Source organism: Shigella sp. FC1544, from assembly GCF_001722145.1.
GTDB classification, from domain to species: Bacteria; Pseudomonadota; Gammaproteobacteria; order Enterobacterales; family Enterobacteriaceae; genus Escherichia; species Escherichia coli.
On record NZ_MECT01000572.1, the window covers coordinates 1 to 17,108 of the forward strand.

Consider the following 17,108-nt stretch of genomic DNA (forward strand, 5'->3'; position numbering starts at 1 on the left):
TTTCTGGTGCGTACCGGGCTGAGAGGCGGTGTAAGTGAACTGTAGTTGCCATGTTTTACGGCAATGAGAGCAGAGATAGCGCTGATGTCCGGCAGTGCTTTTGCCGTTACGCACCACGCCTTCAGTAGCGGAGCAGGAAGGACATCTGATGGAAATGGAAGCCACGCAAGCACCTTAAAATCACCATCATACACTAAATCAGTAAGTTGGCAGCATTACCCGTTTGTCCCATTGACGCCATCACGCTGCGTACAATTTCTTCAATCTGTTTTTGATCCATGATGTGTTATCTCCGCGTCATCAGAAGAACAGTGACGGATCGCCCGCCCGTTTGGTCAGGCGACCGTTTGCCATAATGCCCATGCTTTCCAGCCAGCGTTCAAACTCTGGTGACGGGCGCAGGTTGAGTAACTGACGCACAGTGGCGGTATCGTGGAATGCGGTGGTCTGGTAGTTGAGCATGATGTCATCACCCAGCGGCATCCCCATGATGTAGTTGCAGCCTGCGGTGGCGAGCAGGATCATCAGGTTTTCGTTGAGGTTCTGGTCAGCGTCAGCGTGGTTGGTGTAGCAGCAGTCACAGCCCATAGAGATGCCGCTCAGCTTGCCCATAAAGTGATCTTCTAAGCCAGCACGGATAATCTGGCGGTCGTTGTAGAGATACTCCGGCCCAATAAAGCCGACCACGGTGTTGACGATAAACGGATCGTAATGACGCGCCAGCCCATAGTTACGTGCTTCCATCGTCACCTGGTCAGCGCCGAAGTTAGCGCCAGCGGATAGCGCAGAGCCTTGTCCGGTTTCGAAGTAGAGGCAGTTTTCCCCGGCGATACGGTTGAACTCTGCACCCACTGCGCGCGCTTCGTCGAGCATCGCCAGTTCCACGCCAAACTCTTTCAGCCCTTTTTCGCTGCCACAGATACTCTGGAAAATCAGTCCGCCAGGCGCGCCGCGACGAATCGCTTCGATCTGGGTGGTGACGTGCGCCAGTACGCAGCCCTGAGTTGGGATGTTGAATTTGTCGATCACGCCATAAATGGTATCCAGCACGCGGCTTAAGTTTTCCACGTCGTCAGTTACCGGGTTGACGCCGATCACCGCATCGCCCACCCCGAAGGAAAGCCCTTCGTAGATTTGCGCGGCGATACTTTGCACGTCGTCACGAGTGTCATTTGGCTGCAAACGGGCGCTGAAGGTGCCCGGAATACCGATGGTGGTATTGGCCTTTTTGATTACCGGCATTTTCTTCGCGCCGTAGATCAGGTCCGCGTTGGAGCAAATCTTCGCTACCGCCGCGACCACTTCCGAGGTCAGCCCTTTGCGGGTAAAGGCAATGTCGTCCACGCTAGTTTCATCGCTCAGCACATACTCACGCAGTTCGCTGATGCTCCAGTTTTTAATCTGGTTGTAGGCCGTTTCGTTAACATCGTCCTGAATCAGCCGCGTCACGCAGTCATCTTCATAGGCAATCACCGGATTATTGCGGATGTCCGCTACGGTCATTTCCGACAACACCTGCTTTGCCGCCACGCGCTCCTGTGAACTTGCCGCTGCAACGCCTGCCAGCACATCCCCCGAACGCAGTTCGTTGGCTTTAGCCAGCACCTCTTTTACATCCTTAAACTGATATACATTGCCGAACAATGTGGTCTTTAGTTTCATAAGTCGTTCCCTCAGGAAGGAAATGCGAGTGATTTCACCGTCACTGGCACAACCGATCCGCCAAAAAGAGGCGTACCAATGTCGATATAGTCCCCCGCGCGGACAATCACTTCGTCAATGACTGCCAACGGGAGTTGTTGTAGCTGTGGGCGCAACAACATGCCCAGAGCTTTACCAAAGTCCTGCCCGGCCACCACCAGCAGGGGATGCGGATTCGGAAAACGCGCGACGAAATCGACCAGCGCGTTGATGACCGTCAGTACCGCGGCGTAACGCACAGGCAGCGAGGCGGGAAGCGCCAGCACGTACGCGTCAGTTTTGGGATCAAGATCCAGCTGAAGCAGCGCCTGTTGCCAGGCACTCACCAGATCCGTTTCATCAATTGGGATCGCCACCGGCAAATTGCGCAGCGGCAGTTGTACGCCCTCCAGCCAGATAGTGCTGCCAGAGAGCGAAAGGGTATGTGCGCCCGCGCCAATCACCGTGGCGCGTACGGTTTGCGCCGGAAACTGCACATTCATCTCACGCAGGCGCGGATGGTCATGCAGCGCCGTTGCCAGCAGCGGGCCAATATCGGCAAAACAGAACGGATCGGCGGGCTGGTGGCGATAACATTCGCCCACGCCGCCAGAAAGCGTAATGATTTCGGGCGTAACACCTGCGGGCACAAACCGGTTTGCATTAATGCCTGCGCGAGCGGCGAAAGCGTTCCGTCAATCACTTCGACAATCAGTTCTGCCATCCGCCGGGTAACCTGCACCAGCTGCGCGCCGGTCAGCGAACGGACGTCAGTGCCTGCACCGAAGCACTCATCCACAATCATCTGCCCCGGTTTATGAGCGTAAACCACGCGCCCCTGGCTGTCGGTTTCCAGCAGGCGACCACCGACGTTGAGGCAGGCAGTGCCGCTGATTTTTCCGGCATCGAACAGGGCGTAGTTCGCGGTGCCACCGCCGATGTCGATATTCAGTACCCGACACAGCCGTTGTTCAGAAAGGGTTTGCGCCCCGGCACCGTGACCGGCGATCACGGATTCGAGGTGCGACCCGGCGCTGGCGACGACAAAATCGCCCAGCGACTGAGAGAGCGCCATCACCGCCGGGCGAGCATTGCGGGTTTTCGCGCTTTCACCGGTGATGATGATGGCACCAGAATCAACGCTTTCCGGCGCAATGCCCGCAGCCTGATATTGCTCTAAAATCAGCGACTTCAGTTCCGCTTCTTCTAAACCACCCTGTTTATCGACAGGGGTAAAGAACACCGGGCTTTGCCAGCTAATTTCGCGTTTGATGAATTCGTAGCGCGGCACCTGCGACACCGCCGCACGGTTAACCAGCTCCAGGTGGGAGAAAATCACCTGGGTGGTGGTGGTGCCGATATCGATACCGACGCTCAGTAGCTGGCGAGTGTTCACGATTGTGCCTCCGCTTCGGTTTTAGCTGCGGTCGCGTCATCTTTTGGCACCAGCATCATCGCCACGCCAATCGCCGTTACGCCGCCGATCAACTTGCCGACAATCATCGGGAAGATCATGGCATTCATGTTGGCAGCGGCGAACCCTAAGTGGTCGCCCAGGGCGAAAGCAGCAGAAACGGCGAAGGCGCAGTTGATGACTTTGCCGCGGGTATCCATCTGCTTCATCATGCCGAACATCGGGATGTTGTTGGCAAGCGTTGCCACCATGCCGGCTGCCGCGATGTTGTTCATATTCAGCACTTTACCGACGCTCATCAGCGTTTTTTCAAACCAGCGAGTCAGCAGCAGCACCATCGGATACGCCCCTAACAGAACGCAGGAGATAGAACCGATAACTTCAATGGCGCGCATCACCTCACCGGGTTTATCGCCAGGGGCCATAAAGATAGGATCCAGACCGGGGATCAGTTCCCAGCCAAGCAGGAATTTCACTACCGCAGCGGCAAGACCGAGGGTGATCAATGCAACGAGGAATTTGGCGAAGATCTGGAAGCCGTTGATCATTTTTTCCGGGATGAATTTCAGCCCCAGCGCCACCAGAATCGCAACAATGATCACCGGGATCATGTTCATCAGGATCAGGGCGAAAGTGAATTCCACCGGCTGACCGTTGATCTGCACACCGGAGTACATAGCAACCAGACCACCAGCAATACAGCCAATCGGAATGGTCACAATGCCCGCCAGCACGCCGAGCGCCAGATAACGACGGTCAGAAGGTTCGATAATGCCGAGCGCCACCGGAATGGAAAACACAATCGTTGGCCCCATCATCGACCCAAGAATTAACCCAGAGTATAGCCACGCTGCTACGTCGCCGCCCGCCAGCTCTTTGGCGAGGAAGAAGCCGCCCATATCGCACGCCAGCAGCGTTCCGGCGAACATTGACGGGTTTGCGCCGAGCATTTCGTAAACCGGGATAATTACCGGCCCGAGTACGTGAGCCAGTACCGGTGCCAGCGCGGTCATACCGACCATCGCCAGACCCAGAGCGCCCATTGCCATAAAGCCTTCTTCGAACTGACCGCCTGATCCTTCGATACTTTTACCGAACTTACCGAGGAAACGAGCAGAACCGCCGAACTGCGACAGGATCCTGTCTACGGCAGCTATCAGCATAAAGAACATCATGATGTACATGATGATTTCGTTAATTCCCATCGCCTTTACTCCCTGTTAGTTGTTATTTATTGGCGGATGCGGCGTAAACGCCTTATCCGCCCTACATGTGCAATCCCGAAGGCCGGATCAGACGCGGCAAGCGTCGCATCCGGCAATTGCACCGCGCCACTGGCGGATGCGGCGTGAACGCCTTATCCGCCCTACATGTGCAATCCCGTAGGCTCGATAAGACGCGGCAAGCGTCGCATCCGGCATTTATTGCGCCGCTGCGTACAGGCCGACAATCTGCTCCAGGCTGGCGGTACGCGGGTTACTGCGCAGACAAATATCTTCCAGCGCGGCCTGCGCCCATGCGCCGTAATGCGCAGATGTCGCACCAACATCGCCCAGTCGTTTACCAATCCCAACTTCCGCAATCAGCTCACTTACCGCGTTAATAGCGTCACGATCGTCGGATTTTTTAGTTCGCAGTGCCCGACCAATCTGACTAAAGCGTTCACGACAAACCATCCGGTTAAATTCCATCACCGTTGGCAGCAACATGGCGTTCGCCAGACCGTGTGGAATATGCAGCGCCGCGCCCAGCTGATGCGCCATCGCGTGGCACAACCCAAGACCCGCACTGGAAAACGCCATTCCCGCCATACATGAAGCCAGCAACATGCTCTCGCGCGCGGCAAGGTCGTGACCGTAGCCCACCGCTTTCGGCAGCGATTTGCCAATCATCGCAATAGCGCCAATCGCCAGGCTGTCGGTAAGCGGTGTAGCGTTCAGGGCGCTGTATGCTTCAATGGCATGGGTTAACGCATCAATGCCGGTCATCGCCGTGACATGCGACGGCACACCTTCGGTCAATGCGGCGTCGAGGATCGCCACATCCGGCATCAGCGAGGCATGGGCTAACACCTGCTTGCGCCCGCTCACCGCGTCGATAATCACCGTTACATTGGTGGTTTCAGAGCCGGTTCCGGCGATCGTTGGAATGGCAATCAGCGGCAAGCGCGGTTGCAGAACGCTGGTTTCTGACATCTCTGCCAGCGTGCTATCCGGGTTCGTCACCAGCAACGCCACGGCTTTCGCCGCATCCAGCACCGAGCCGCCGCCAAATGCGATCCCCCCATCACAGCCTGACTCACGCAACTGCGCCACGGCTGCACACACGTCGGTGATGCACGGTTCGCCCACCGGACATGGCCAGAGCGTCATGGCGATGCCTTTAACAGCCAGGCTGCGCGTCAGCCCGGCGGTCATCCCTGCCTGATGCAAAAAGCTGTCTGCCATCACGAACAGATGTTTCAGCCCACGCGTTTGCGCTTGCTGTCCGCAACTGCTCACCGAGCCCGGACCGCAAAGCGTCACCGGTGGAACGCTAAATGTTTTTACCCGTTGCAGATTCAGGGTATCGAACGCCTGAAAGAGCGCGGTCTGCAATTCATTTTGCATATAGCCCCTCCGCTTTCTCTCGCCCACTACTGGCGATCGCCAGCGGGGTCATAAACAAACTGTGCTGCGGTAAATGCACCTGTAACGCCGGGAATTGTTTGCGAAACAGTTCCGCCACGCCCGGTTGCATACAAGAGCCGCCCGCCAGCCATAAATCAGTAATGCCCTGCCCTTCAATATGCCGGGCGACAATGTCCGCCATTTTTTCGTACACCGGTTTCACCGTAGGCCAAATCTCTTCACCGTGACCGCGCTTGTACTGCTCCGCCTCTTCCAGCGAAATACGGCGATTTCCGGCGAGAGTCAGAGAGATGTGATGTCCGCCGGTTGCTTCATCCGCCGAGTACGTCACCTTGCCCTTTTTCACGATGGCAATGCCGGTAGTGCCGCCGCCGATATCCACTACACCGACGTTGTCCAGTTGCAGCAGATCCGCAACTGCGGTTGGCTCATCCAGCACATGGCTCACTTCCAGTCCAGCAGACTCCAGCACGTTGATGGAAATACGCGGGTCCGTACCTGGAGGAAATGAAGTCGCCGCATGGCTAAAACGGCGACCGAATTGCTGCTCGAGCGTGTCGAGATGGCGACGAACGCTGGTGACAGCGCCGAAGAAATCCCAGACGATGCCGTCGCGGACCACATCGGCCCAGTCGAGGCATACCGCCACCGGCTGACCGTCGCGGTCGACAACCATCGACACCACATCGCAGGTGCCCAGATCCACCCCCAGCCACAGCGGAGATTCCGTCGCGGCGGGCGTCTGGTTACACAGCATTGCCGCCGTTTGCAGACGTGGGGTGAGCCATTGTTCGTCGTGCGCCATCTGTTACTCCTTAAACAATGCGAAACGCATCGACTAATACACAGCGACGCAGACGGACAAACGTACGCGCGCTGGTTACCCCTTCACCGGTTGGCGTGGTGATGGTCATGGTGGTCCAGCCTTCCCCGCCCAGCCCCAGCCCGGCAATGCACGGTCCGTTCTTAACGAAAATGCTGGTATCAATAGCATTCGCCATCTGGTTCATGTTTTCGATGTTGCGCGAGTGCATTGCCGCCGTGTGGTGGCAACCGCCTTCCAGTTTCACCGCCAGCGCAATGGCATCCGCCACGTTGGCGACGCGCACGACGGGCAGCACCGTCATCATCAGTTCGATCACGGCAAACGGATGTTCTGCAGTGGTTTCCACAAACAGCAAACGCATTTCTTGCGGCACGTTCAGGCCGATTGCCGCCGCGATTTTCGCCGCATCGCGACCAACCCAGTCACGGCTGACGGTGCCTTTTCCGCGCTCGTCGATATTTTTCAGCAACACCGGTTGCAGCTGCTGCGCCTGTTCTGCGGTCAGTTTCACCGCGTGCTGGCCTTCCATCAGACGCATCAGTTCATCGGCTACGCTATCAACAACAATCAGTACCTTTTCGTCGGCACAAATGATGTTGTTATCGAAAGAAGCGCCTTTGACGATGGACTGAGCGGCACGGGCGAGGTCGGCGGTTTCATCCACCACTACCGGCGGGTTGCCAGCGCCTGCGGCAATCAGACGTTTATTGGTGTGTTTACGCGCCGCTTCTACTACCGCTTCGCCGCCGGTCACCACCAGAAGGCCGATGCCCGGAAACTTGAACAAACGCTGCGCGGTTTCGATATCCGGATTTGCCACAGTAACCAGTAAGTTTTCCGGCCCGCCTGCGGCAACAATCGCCTGGTTGAGCAGCGTGATCGCCCGCTGGGAGACTTTTTTCGCCGCCGGATGCGGGGCAAAAATGACGCTGTTGCCCGCGGCAATCAGGCTGATGGCGTTATTAATTACGGTTGCCGCCGGGTTAGTGGACGGAGTTACCGAAGCCACCACGCCCCAGGGCGCGTTTTCAATTAAAGTCAGGCCGTTGTCGCCGGTCAGCACCTGCGGAGAGAGACACTCAACGCCTGGCGTGCCGCGCGCCTGAGCGACGTTTTTGGCAAATTTATCTTCAACGCGGCCCATGCCGGTTTCACTGACGGCAAGTTCCGCTAAATCTCTGGCGTGTTTTTCGCCTGCCTCACGAATGGCAGCAATGGCTAACTGGCGCATTGCCACGCTTTTTAACCCTTGCTGGGCGACTTTGGCTGCCGCAACGGCGTCATCCAGGGACGCGAAAACGCCCATCTCATGAACGGCGGCGGGCGGCGTGTCACTGCTTTGCATTTTCAGCAGTACCGCTTTCACCACCTGTTCAATATCCTGTTGATTCATGATGTTCTGCCTTATTTGTGGAAAATTACCTGACCGCCAGACACCACCTCATCGACAATGCCAATCACGCACAGATCGACCGGTGACGTTTCGCTTTTATGCGCCTGGCGGGCGGAACTGCCACTCACCAGTAACACCCACTCCCCGGTTCCCGCGCCAATATTGTCGATGGCGACGGCGCATTGCCCGTCAGGATTACCTTGTGGATCAATCATTTCCACCATCAGCAATTTGTCATGCGCCAGTCCGTGATGGCGTACGGTACAAACAATTTGTCCAGTGACGACTGCCAGTTTCATACCCGCCTCCGTGGCGTATTTCAGGTAAAAGCTCCCCCTACCCTCCGCAGAAGGTAAAATGAAAAAGGAGAGAGCGTGACGCCCGAATCGACGTCACACAGGGTGATTACAGGTTGCTGCTATCGCCTTTCAGGCCGATCGGGAAGACTTCTTCCAGGTCGCCGTGCGGACGCGGGATAACGTGTACAGATACCAGCTCGCCGATACGCTGTGCCGCTGCGGCACCTGCATCGGTCGCGGCTTTACAGGCTGCAACATCACCACGAACCATGGCAGTACACAGGCCGCCGCCAATCTGCTTAACACCAACCAGCTTGACGCGCGCAGCTTTCACCATCGCGTCAGAAGCCTCAATCAGTGCAACCAGGCCCCGGGTTTCGATCATTCCTAATGCTTCCATTGTGCTTTCCTCTTTATCAGGGTCCAGAACGGGACCGTTCATTCAACCAGTGTTTGTAAACTGCTTTCGCGGTTCACTTCTGTCTGACGCGGCACAGCTGCCACCAGCGCCAGCTCGATAATTTCCTGCACGCTACAACCACGAGAGAGATCGTGCATCGGCACGGCAAGTCCTTGTATCAGTGGCCCGACGGCACGATATCCGCCGAGTCGTTGTGCGATGTTGTAACCAATATTTCCGGCTTCCAGCGACGGAAAAACCATCACATTGGCCTTGCCCTGTAGCGGGCTGGCAGGCGCTTTTTGCGCCGCCACTTCCGGCACGAAGGCGGCGTCAAACTGTAACTCGCCATCCACCACCAGCTTTGGTGCGCGCTCACGGACGATTTCTGTCGCCTGCTGGACGTTAGCAACACAGGGGTGACGGGCGCTACCATTGCTGGAAAACGACAGCATCGCCACGCGCGGCTCTTCTCCGGTGATGGCGCGCCAGGTTTCGGCACTGGCAAGCGCGATATCCGCCAGCTGCGCCGCCGTCGGCTGTGGCACCACGCTGCAATCGGCAAAGCCCAACGCCGGGCCGCTGTACTGTGGCAACATCAGGAAAATGAAAGAGAGCGTTTTACAGCCTGGCTGCAAGCCGATAATGCGTAATCCGGCACGCAGCACATTTGCCGTGGAAGAGAGGTTGCCCGCGATACAGACATCCGCTTTACCGGCGCTGACCATTGCTGCGGCGAACATCAGAGGGTCGGTAAGTTTTTCCAGCGCATCCGGCGGCGTTTTTTCGCCCGCGCGGGCCAGCCAGCGATGAGCAAATTCTTCCCGCATTGCGAGGTTGCCATGCGGATCAATCACCTGTAGCCCGTCCATCGCCACGCCGTGACTGAGCGCAAACTGACGAAGTTCAAACGGATTGGCGACCAGAATGGGCGTTGCCAGACCTTGTTGATGTAAATATTGCGCGGCTTTCAGCACACGTTGGTCTAACGCATCCGGAAAAACCACTCTGGCGGGCGCTCGCAACGCCAGTTCACGACAACGTTCAATAATCATTGCGTTCCCCCAGTCGTTGTTGGATCTGCTTCACCGTTAGCGGCTGCTTCGTTACGCTCAGGATCATCATCACGTAGACCGTGCTGGAAAGGCGGTTCAGCGCCTGCAAAATGTCCGGGCGTAATACTTCAAAGCTGCGGGTGATAAAGACCTGCGCCGCTACGGTTTCGGTTTCCCGCACTTTGGTGCGTAGCAGATTGAGCAACGCAGCATCGCGCCCGTGGCTGGCTTCCGGCACCAGATGATCGTGGTCGAGATAGCGCAGCGGCTGATGAGAAAGCCGATGCAGATCTTCGTCAGAAAGCCCGACAATCGCCTGGCAGCCCAGCGGTTCCCCCAGCGCATCGGCGCACATAATGTTGCCAAGACGCGAACGGATATCCGCCAGCCACGGCTGCCACGGTTCCGCCAGTTCAATTTGCAGCCACACTGCCAGCGCAATGGTGCTGTCGAGAACCGCGCGAAAACCCAGACGCGGATCGCTTTTGGCGACCATTTTTTCCGCCGACAGGTGAGTCAGCGTATCCGGCTTTTTTGCCACCGGCTGGCGGCACAGTTCGCAGCACGCCTGCGGATGTTCATCGCTACTGGTCAGCCCATGAACGGGCTGCGGCTGCTGCTGTTCATCGTCAACAAACAGGCGGCCCTGCTCGTCAATAAACTTGATGCGCAGATGGCGGCTTTCCAGCAACTCCCGGGCAGAGGGCGTCAGGCGACTGTCCGCAGGGAGATGGATCTCTGCGCCTTCGCTGAGCGTATGGTTCGCTCTTAGCCATGCTTCGGTGATGAAATCTTTCATAGGGATTGCCAGTTAGCCGGCCAGGCGACATACAGGAATTTCACGCTGGATGTCATACCAAATTCGATGCTGGAGCCTTTCGGGATAAACATCACGTCGCCTGCTTTGGCGATCATGGTTTGGCCTTCGTGGCGAACATGCAGCTCCCCTTCCAGCACCATGTCGATTTCGTCGTAGTTCAGGGTCCACGGGAAGAATGCGTTCTCCCACTGCATAAAACCGGCGGCCATGCTGCTGCCGTCGTCTCCGGTCACAAGATCAGTCAAGCCCACGCAATGCGGCTCTGCGCCGTCGAAACGACCAAACTTGACGCTGCTGCCATCAATCACTTTGATGCCGCCTTTGCCGGTCACCGATTTGAAGCTCGGCTGCATTGCGCCCTGCTCCAGCGACTGTTTTTCCTTCATCACTTTTTCCATCAGCTGTGCGACCAGGCTTTCGGTAAACTGGCCTTCCGGCAGCTGGGCAATGATGGTTTCGCGGATGCGCTGGCTTTCGGTTTTGTCGGCTGGCACGCTGGCGGGCACGGACGCCGTTACCGGGATCGATTCATCACATTCGGTGATGGTAAAACCCAGTAGATCCGCCACTTCACGGGCTTCCGGGGTAATAATGCTGGCGCGCAGAACCACGGACATTGCCTGTTCGCCGCGCGCGTGTGCTTCACGAATATCATTCGCTGTGATGAGTTTTTTCACCTGCTTCCTCCTGTTTGGTGAGAGATGCCAGATAATCCACCAGTTGCTGCACGCTTTGCGGGTCGTGGCTGTTTAGCTCGAAAATCGGCTCTTCGAAACCCGTCTCAAGCAATAACTTTCGCGTTGCGGCGACGTCAGCATCTGGCATGTCCGTTTTACTGATGACGGCGATTTGCCGTTTGCTGACGCCAATATCCAGCAACCCGGCAGGCAACCGACTTTCCGGGTCATTTGCGCCATGGACATAGATCAGCATGTCTACATCCTGTAGCGTGGTAATTAAGGCGTGATACCAGCGGGGATGGCTAAAATATTCACCCGGCGTATCAATATCGCCCTTATCATTAAATTCCACGGCCTGTGTTTTTCTGGCGAGGGTATAATTCCCCTGCAACGCATTAAATAACGTTGTTTTTCCTGCCCCGACGCTACCCACAAACGCAATTCGTTTCATGAATGCCTCGTATTAACTTTTGGTCATTTCACAAAGCGTATAATTTAATAAGCGACCTAAACCGCTGACGGTTTGTGATAACGCTTCTTCTACTGCGCCCACCGAGCCATAAATCACCAATGCACCGCTGAAGCGGTCGAGAAAACCGATATGCACATCAGCGGCTTTCAGCGCTAAATCACCGGCGATCATCGCCGTTTCGCCGGGAGTTAGCGTCATAATGCCAATTGCGCCCGCATCCGGAACGCCGATTTTCTTCGCCAGTTCCTCACCGGGATGCGCGATGAGATGCGCCAGTGTGACCTGTTTGCCGGGCACAAATTCCTGAATGATGCGTTCTTTATCCATGAGTCGCCGCCTGTGAAAAACTTTCGTGTATCGTGACAATTTTTCGTCAGAGTAAATTAACAAAATTCGGCAAGCGCGTTTAAAAGGTGAGGTAGATCACTAAGAATGGAGAGATATTCGCTGTGGTGCATAAACTTTCATATGCAACGCATGAATATAAATAAAATAATATCGAGATATTATATAGACTGCTTTTTTTATTATTCGCAAACTCAGTAATAAGCTTTACTAATATATTGCAGCCAAACCGCTTACCCTGAATATTCAGGGTAAGCGTGAGAGTTAAAAAAGAATTACAGCGGTTGGGTTTACGCTTCAACCACGGCCAGCGCCACCATGTTGACGATACGACGCACCGATGCGATCGGCGTTAACACGTGAACCGGTTTCGCCACGCCCATCAGCACCGGACCGACAGTCACACCTTCCGAGCTGGAAACGCGCAGTAAGTTGTAACTAATGCGGGCAGCTTCCATGTTCGGCATCACCAGAATATTGGCAGAACCTTTCAAAGGGCTGTCCGGCATACGGTCGTTGCGAATCGCTTCCACCAGCGCTGCATCGCCGTGCATTTCACCATCAATCATCAGATCTGGCGCACGATCCCTGACCAGTTCCAGCGCCTGACGCATTTTGCTCGACGACGGGCAGTCAGAAGAACCAAAGTTGGAGTGCGACAACAGAGCAACGCGCGGCTCAATACCAAAACGACGGACAGTTTCTGCCGCCATCAAGGTGATCTCCGCCAGCTCTTCTGCGTCTGGTTCGTCATTGACGTAGGTATCGGCAATAAAGGTGTTACCACTCGGCAGCAGCAGCGCGTTCATTGCACCTGCGGTGTGAACGCCATCGCGATAACCAAAGACATTTTTCACCACGCTAAAATGTTCATGATAATCGCCCACCGTACCGCAGATCATTGCATCGGCTTCCCCACGCTGAACCATGATCGCGCCGATCACTGTCGGGTTACTGATCAGCGCCCGCTGCGCCTGTTCCTGAGTGACACCGCGACGCTTCATGATCTGGAAGTATTCGGTCCAGTACTCTTTAAAGCGCGGATCGGATTCGTTATTGACGATCTCAAAATCAACGCCCGCTTTGATCTGCAAGCCCAGTTTCTGAATGCGCATTTCGATCACGTTCGGACGACCGATAAGGATCGGTTTCGCCAGTCCCAGCGTTACCAGTTCCTGAGTGGCATGCAGAACGCGCGCCTCTTCCCCTTCTGGCAGAACAACGCGCTTCGGCGCTTTGCGAGCCTGGGAGAAAATCGGCTTCATAAACAGGTTGGTTTTGTAAACGAACTCAGTCAGCTTGTCGATGTAGACGTCGAAATCAGCAATCGGACGCGTCGCCACGCCCGACTCCATCGCGGCTTTAGCGACCGCAGGAGCGATCTTAACGATCAAGCGCGGATCAAACGGTTTTGGAATGATGTATTCCGGACCAAAGCTCAGATCCTGATCGCCATACGCTGAAGCCACCACTTCGCTCTGTTCCGCATGGGCGAGTTCTGCAATCGCACGTACCGCCGCCAGTTTCATCTCTTCGTTGATGGCGGTTGCGCCAACGTCCAGCGCGCCACGGAAGATGAACGGGAAGCACAGGACGTTGTTCACCTGGTTCGGATAGTCAGAACGACCGGTGCAAATGATGGCATCCGGACGCACTTCTTTCGCCAGCGGCGGCAGAATTTCCGGTTCCGGGTTCGCCAGCGCCAGGATCATTGGCGCACGAGCCATTTTCTTCACCATTTCCTGGGTCAGCACTTTCGGGCCGGAACATCCGAGGAAAATATCCGCGCCTTCAATCACATCATCGAGGGTACGTTTGCCGTCATCCACCACCGCATATGCGGCTTTGGTTTCCGCCATGTTTGGCTCACGGCCCTGATAGATAACGCCTTTTGAATCGCAAACCACGATGTTATGTTTTTGCAGACCCAGCGCTACCAGCAGGTTCATACAGGCGATTGCTGCGGCACCCGCGCCGGAAACCACCATCCGCACGTCGGAGATGTTTTTCTCCACCACGCGCAAGCCGTTGAGGATGGCGGCAGTGCTGATGATTGCCGTGCCGTGCTGATCGTCGTGGAATACCGGAATATTCATCCGCTCGCGCAGTTTCTGTTCAATATAGAAACATTCTGGCGCTTTAATGTCTTCGAGGTTGATTCCGCCGAAGGTCGGTTCGAGCGCAGCGACAACTTCAATAAATTTGTCCGGGTCGAGTTCATCAACTTCAATGTCAAATACATCAATCCCGGCGAATTTCTTAAACAGAACGCCCTTGCCTTCCATCACCGGTTTGCCAGCCAGCGCGCCAATGTTGCCTAACCCCAGCACCGCCGTACCGTTAGAGATCACCGCCACCAGGTTACCGCGCGCGGTATATTTGTAGGCTTTTAACGGGTCTTTTTCGATTTCAAGACAAGGTGCGGCAACGCCTGGTGAGTAGGCCAGCGCCAGATCGCGCTGCGTTGCCAGAGGCTTGGTTGGAGAAACCTGGATTTTCCCTGGAACTGGAAATTCATGGAAATCAAGTGCACTTTGTTTTAACTGGTCATCCATTTGGTTGTTCCTTTCACGTAACGTTCACAAATAAAGTGTGTGGGCAACAGCCCCTGCCCACAACGTGGCGCACATTATTACCCCGCCGGAGTCTACAGACTTTGAGCAAGTCCAAACTCTCACCATTAATATAATGTTTTGGTAATAATCCTATAACACTGATGTTACCTGCTTAATCCAGCAATACCATGCCTGTCTGCTATGCTTTTTTGATGCGTTTAGCGAAATTTCTCAGAAGTGTGAATTAACGCACTCATCTAACACTTTACTTTTCAAGGAGTATTTCCTATGAACGAGTTAGACGGCATCAAACAGTTCACCACTGTCGTGGCAGACAGCGGCGATATTGAGTCCATTCGCCATTATCATCCCCAGGATGCCACCACCAATCCTTCGCTGTTGCTCAAGGCTGCCGGATTATCACAATATGAGCATTTAATAGACGATGCTATCGCCTGGGGTAAAAAAAATGGCAAGACCCAGGAACAACAGGTGGTCGCAGCGTGTGACAAACTGGCGGTTAATTTCGGTGCTGAAATTCTCAAAATCGTACCCGGTCGCGTGTCAACAGAAGTTGATGCACGCCTCTCTTTTGATAAAGAAAAGAGTATTGAGAAGGCGCGCCATCTGGTGGACTTGTATCAGCAACAAGGCGTTGAGAAATCACGCATTCTGATCAAACTGGCTTCGACCTGGGAAGGAATTAGCGCGGCAGAAGAGCTGGAAAAAGAAGGTATTAACTGCAACCTGACGCTGCTGTTTTCTTTTGCCCAGGCGCGGGCCTGTGCGGAAGCAGGCGTTTTTCTGATTTCGCCGTTTGTCGGGCGTATTTATGACTGGTATCAGGCACGCAAGCCGATGGACCCGTATGTGGTGGAAGAAGATCCGGGCGTTAAATCGGTGCGCAATATCTACGACTACTATAAGCAACACCACTATGAAACCATTGTGATGGGCGCGAGCTTCCGTCGCACCGAACAAATCCTCGCCTTAACCGGCTGCGATCGACTGACTATCGCACCGAATTTGCTGAAGGAGCTGCAGGAAAAAGTTTCGCCAGTGGTACGTAAATTAATCCCACCTTCTCAGACGTTCCCACGCCCAGCTCCCATGAGCGAAGCGGAGTTCCGTTGGGAGCACAATCAGGATGCGATGGCGGTAGAAAAACTGTCTGAAGGCATTCGTCTGTTCGCCGTTGATCAACGCAAACTGGAAGATCTTCTTGCCGCCAAACTATAAACCAGCCACGGAGTGTTATATGTCCCGAAAAGACCTTGCCAATGCGATTCGCGCACTCAGTATGGATGCGGTACAAAAAGCCAACTCTGGTCATCCCGGCGCGCGATGGGCATGGCTGATATTGCCGAAGTGCTGTGGAACGATTTTCTTAAACATAACCCTACCGACCCAACCTGGTATGATCGCGACCGCTTTATTCTTTCCAACGGTCACGCGTCGATGCTGCTCTACAGTTTGCTGCATCTGACCGGTTACGACCTGCCGCTGGAAGAGCTGAAGAACTTCCGTCAGTTGCATTCGAAAACCCCAGGCCACCCGGAGATTGGTTATACGCCCGGTGTTGAAACCACCACCGGTCCACTTGGACAAGGTTTGGCGAACGCCGTCGGACTGGCGATAGCAGAGCGTACACTGGCGGCGCAGTTTAATCAGCCGGATCATGAAATTGTCGATCACTTCACCTATGTGTTTATGGGCGACGGCTGCCTGATGGAAGGTATTTCCCACGAAGTCTGTTCGCTGGCGGGCACGCTAGGACTGGGCAAGCTGATTGGTTTTTACGATCACAACGGTATTTCGATTGATGGAGAAACCGAAGGCTGGTTTACCGACGATACGGCAAAACGTTTTGAAGCCTATCACTGGCATGTGATCCATGAAATCGACGGTCACGATCCGCAGGCGGTGAAGGAAGCGATCCTTGAAGCGCAAAGCGTGAAAGATAAGCCGTCGCTGATTATCTGCCGTACGGTGATTGGCTTTGGTTCGCCGAATAAAGCAGGTAAGGAAGAGGCGCACGGCGCACCACTGGGGGAAGAAGAAGTGGCGCTGGCACGGCAAAAACTGGGCTGGCACCATCCGCCATTTGAGATCCCTAAAGAGATTTATCACGCCTGGGATGCCCGTGAAAAAGGCGAAAAAGCGCAGCAGAGCTGGAATGAGAAGTTTGCCGCCTATAAAAAGGCTCATCCGCAACTGGCAGAAGAGTTTACCCGACGGATGAGCGGTGGTTTACCGAAGGACTGGGAGAAAACGACTCAGAAATATATCAATGAGTTACAGGCAAATCCGGCGAAAATCGCTACCCGTAAGGCTTCGCAAAATACGCTTAACGCTGATATGACTTTCCGTGTCAAACCGGAATCTCTAATTTTGACGATTTTCTTTTTAGGTTTAATTCCCTGAGGGCGACGTAGCAGTAAATCCGACGGTGAATCACGCTGATATTCGCGGGTTGGATACCGCATTACAGAGGTCCGTCATATGAGCCTGCCACTTTCTTACGTCGCGAATCAGCTTT

The 17,108-nt window shown here is 55.0% G+C and carries 15 protein-coding genes and 3 pseudogenes; 2 read left to right on the forward strand and 16 right to left on the reverse strand.

Annotation, left to right across the window (positions count from 1 at the left end; translation table 11 throughout):
* The 16 genes and pseudogenes from BGK49_RS28545 to maeB all read right to left on the reverse strand — a co-directional run.
* On the reverse strand, window positions 1-165 hold a 165-nt coding region (locus BGK49_RS28545; protein ID WP_047664789.1), incomplete at its 3' end, for an IS1 family transposase.
* A gap of 46 nt (window positions 166-211) precedes the next feature.
* Window positions 212-280: pseudogene (locus BGK49_RS31800) on the reverse strand (ethanolamine ammonia-lyase); the annotation flags it as partial.
* 20 nt (window positions 281-300) lie between these two features.
* Window positions 301-1,662: an ethanolamine ammonia-lyase subunit alpha gene (gene eutB, locus BGK49_RS22550; protein WP_000769961.1), complete on the reverse strand. Its 1,362-nt coding sequence runs from the start codon at window positions 1,660-1,662 to the stop codon at window positions 301-303.
* 11 nt (window positions 1,663-1,673) lie between these two features.
* Window positions 1,674-3,076: pseudogene (eutA, locus tag BGK49_RS22555) on the reverse strand (ethanolamine ammonia-lyase reactivating factor EutA).
* Window positions 3,073-4,299, reverse strand: coding sequence for an ethanolamine utilization protein EutH (eutH, locus tag BGK49_RS22560; protein WP_000512376.1), 1,227 nt, complete (start codon window positions 4,297-4,299; stop codon window positions 3,073-3,075). Before eutH ends, eutA begins: the two are co-directional and overlap by 4 nt.
* A 216-nt stretch (window positions 4,300-4,515) precedes the next feature.
* Window positions 4,516-5,703 carry an ethanolamine utilization ethanol dehydrogenase EutG gene (gene eutG / locus BGK49_RS22565; RefSeq protein WP_005043439.1) on the reverse strand — a complete coding sequence of 396 codons (1,188 nt, stop codon included), beginning with the start codon at window positions 5,701-5,703 and terminating at the stop codon, window positions 4,516-4,518.
* On the reverse strand, window positions 5,693-6,529 hold the full coding sequence (gene eutJ / locus BGK49_RS22570) for an ethanolamine utilization protein EutJ (protein WP_000929689.1): 837 nt from the start codon (window positions 6,527-6,529) through the stop codon (window positions 5,693-5,695). Before eutJ ends, eutG begins: the two co-directional genes overlap by 11 nt.
* A 10-nt stretch (window positions 6,530-6,539) precedes the next feature.
* Complete coding sequence (locus BGK49_RS22575) at window positions 6,540-7,943, reverse strand: aldehyde dehydrogenase family protein (RefSeq protein ID WP_001075688.1); 1,404 nt, start codon at window positions 7,941-7,943, stop codon at window positions 6,540-6,542.
* A gap of 11 nt (window positions 7,944-7,954) precedes the next feature.
* Window positions 7,955-8,242, reverse strand: coding sequence for an ethanolamine utilization microcompartment protein EutN (gene eutN, locus BGK49_RS22580; protein WP_000762196.1), 288 nt, complete (start codon window positions 8,240-8,242; stop codon window positions 7,955-7,957).
* A 106-nt stretch (window positions 8,243-8,348) separates the two neighbouring features.
* Complete coding sequence (gene eutM, locus BGK49_RS22585; RefSeq protein WP_000387713.1) at window positions 8,349-8,642, reverse strand: ethanolamine utilization microcompartment protein EutM; 294 nt, start codon at window positions 8,640-8,642, stop codon at window positions 8,349-8,351.
* Window positions 8,643-8,680: 38 nt separating this feature from the next.
* Window positions 8,681-9,697, reverse strand: a complete 1,017-nt coding sequence (gene pta / locus BGK49_RS22590; RefSeq protein WP_000582965.1) for a phosphate acetyltransferase — start codon at window positions 9,695-9,697, stop codon at window positions 8,681-8,683.
* Window positions 9,687-10,496 (reverse strand): ethanolamine utilization cob(I)yrinic acid a,c-diamide adenosyltransferase EutT, encoded by an 810-nt coding sequence (eutT, locus tag BGK49_RS22595; protein ID WP_000651287.1) that lies wholly within the window; start codon window positions 10,494-10,496, stop codon window positions 9,687-9,689. The genes pta and eutT overlap by 11 nt, the downstream gene beginning before the upstream one ends.
* A complete protein-coding gene (gene eutQ / locus BGK49_RS22600) occupies window positions 10,493-11,194 on the reverse strand; it encodes an ethanolamine utilization acetate kinase EutQ (protein ID WP_000733905.1) in 702 nt (233 codons plus the stop codon). The genes eutT and eutQ overlap by 4 nt, the downstream gene beginning before the upstream one ends.
* A complete protein-coding gene (eutP, locus tag BGK49_RS22605; RefSeq protein WP_000820764.1) occupies window positions 11,169-11,648 on the reverse strand; it encodes an ethanolamine utilization acetate kinase EutP in 480 nt (159 codons plus the stop codon). The genes eutQ and eutP overlap by 26 nt, the downstream gene beginning before the upstream one ends.
* A gap of 12 nt (window positions 11,649-11,660) precedes the next feature.
* Window positions 11,661-11,996 (reverse strand): ethanolamine utilization microcompartment protein EutS, encoded by a 336-nt coding sequence (eutS, locus tag BGK49_RS22610; RefSeq protein ID WP_000356956.1) that lies wholly within the window; start codon window positions 11,994-11,996, stop codon window positions 11,661-11,663.
* A 308-nt stretch (window positions 11,997-12,304) separates the two neighbouring features.
* Window positions 12,305-14,569 (reverse strand): NADP-dependent oxaloacetate-decarboxylating malate dehydrogenase, encoded by a 2,265-nt coding sequence (gene maeB / locus BGK49_RS22615; protein ID WP_000342641.1) that lies wholly within the window; start codon window positions 14,567-14,569, stop codon window positions 12,305-12,307.
* Between the two features lie 288 nt (window positions 14,570-14,857).
* Here maeB and tal point away from each other — a divergent pair, with 288 nt between their 5' ends.
* A complete protein-coding gene (gene tal, locus BGK49_RS22620) occupies window positions 14,858-15,808 on the forward strand; it encodes a transaldolase (RefSeq protein ID WP_001003718.1) in 951 nt (316 codons plus the stop codon).
* Window positions 15,809-15,827: 19 nt separating this feature from the next.
* A pseudogene (locus tag BGK49_RS22625) lies at window positions 15,828-16,924 on the forward strand (transketolase family protein); the annotation flags it as partial.
* Between the last annotated feature and the right edge of the window lie 184 nt (window positions 16,925-17,108).

Bases quoted from the DNA above. Each gene is read 5' to 3' on its own strand.
- eutB (WP_000769961.1), bottom strand. From the start codon at position 1,662: ATGAAACTAAAGACCACATTGTTCGGCAATGTATATCAGTTTAAGGAT.
- eutH (WP_000512376.1), bottom strand. From the start codon at position 4,299: ATGGGAATTAACGAAATCATCATGTACATCATGATGTTCTTTATGCTG.
- eutG (WP_005043439.1), bottom strand. From the start codon at position 5,703: ATGCAAAATGAATTGCAGACCGCGCTCTTTCAGGCGTTCGATACCCTG.
- eutJ (WP_000929689.1), bottom strand. From the start codon at position 6,529: ATGGCGCACGACGAACAATGGCTCACCCCACGTCTGCAAACGGCGGCA.
- BGK49_RS22575 (WP_001075688.1), bottom strand. From the start codon at position 7,943: ATGAATCAACAGGATATTGAACAGGTGGTGAAAGCGGTACTGCTGAAA.
- eutN (WP_000762196.1), bottom strand. From the start codon at position 8,242: ATGAAACTGGCAGTCGTCACTGGACAAATTGTTTGTACCGTACGCCAT.
- eutM (WP_000387713.1), bottom strand. From the start codon at position 8,642: ATGGAAGCATTAGGAATGATCGAAACCCGGGGCCTGGTTGCACTGATT.
- pta (WP_000582965.1), bottom strand. From the start codon at position 9,697: ATGATTATTGAACGTTGTCGTGAACTGGCGTTGCGAGCGCCCGCCAGA.
- eutT (WP_000651287.1), bottom strand. From the start codon at position 10,496: ATGAAAGATTTCATCACCGAAGCATGGCTAAGAGCGAACCATACGCTC.
- eutP (WP_000820764.1), bottom strand. From the start codon at position 11,648: ATGAAACGAATTGCGTTTGTGGGTAGCGTCGGGGCAGGAAAAACAACG.
- eutS (WP_000356956.1), bottom strand. From the start codon at position 11,996: ATGGATAAAGAACGCATCATTCAGGAATTTGTGCCCGGCAAACAGGTC.
- maeB (WP_000342641.1), bottom strand. From the start codon at position 14,569: ATGGATGACCAGTTAAAACAAAGTGCACTTGATTTCCATGAATTTCCA.
- tal (WP_001003718.1), top strand. From the start codon at position 14,858: ATGAACGAGTTAGACGGCATCAAACAGTTCACCACTGTCGTGGCAGAC.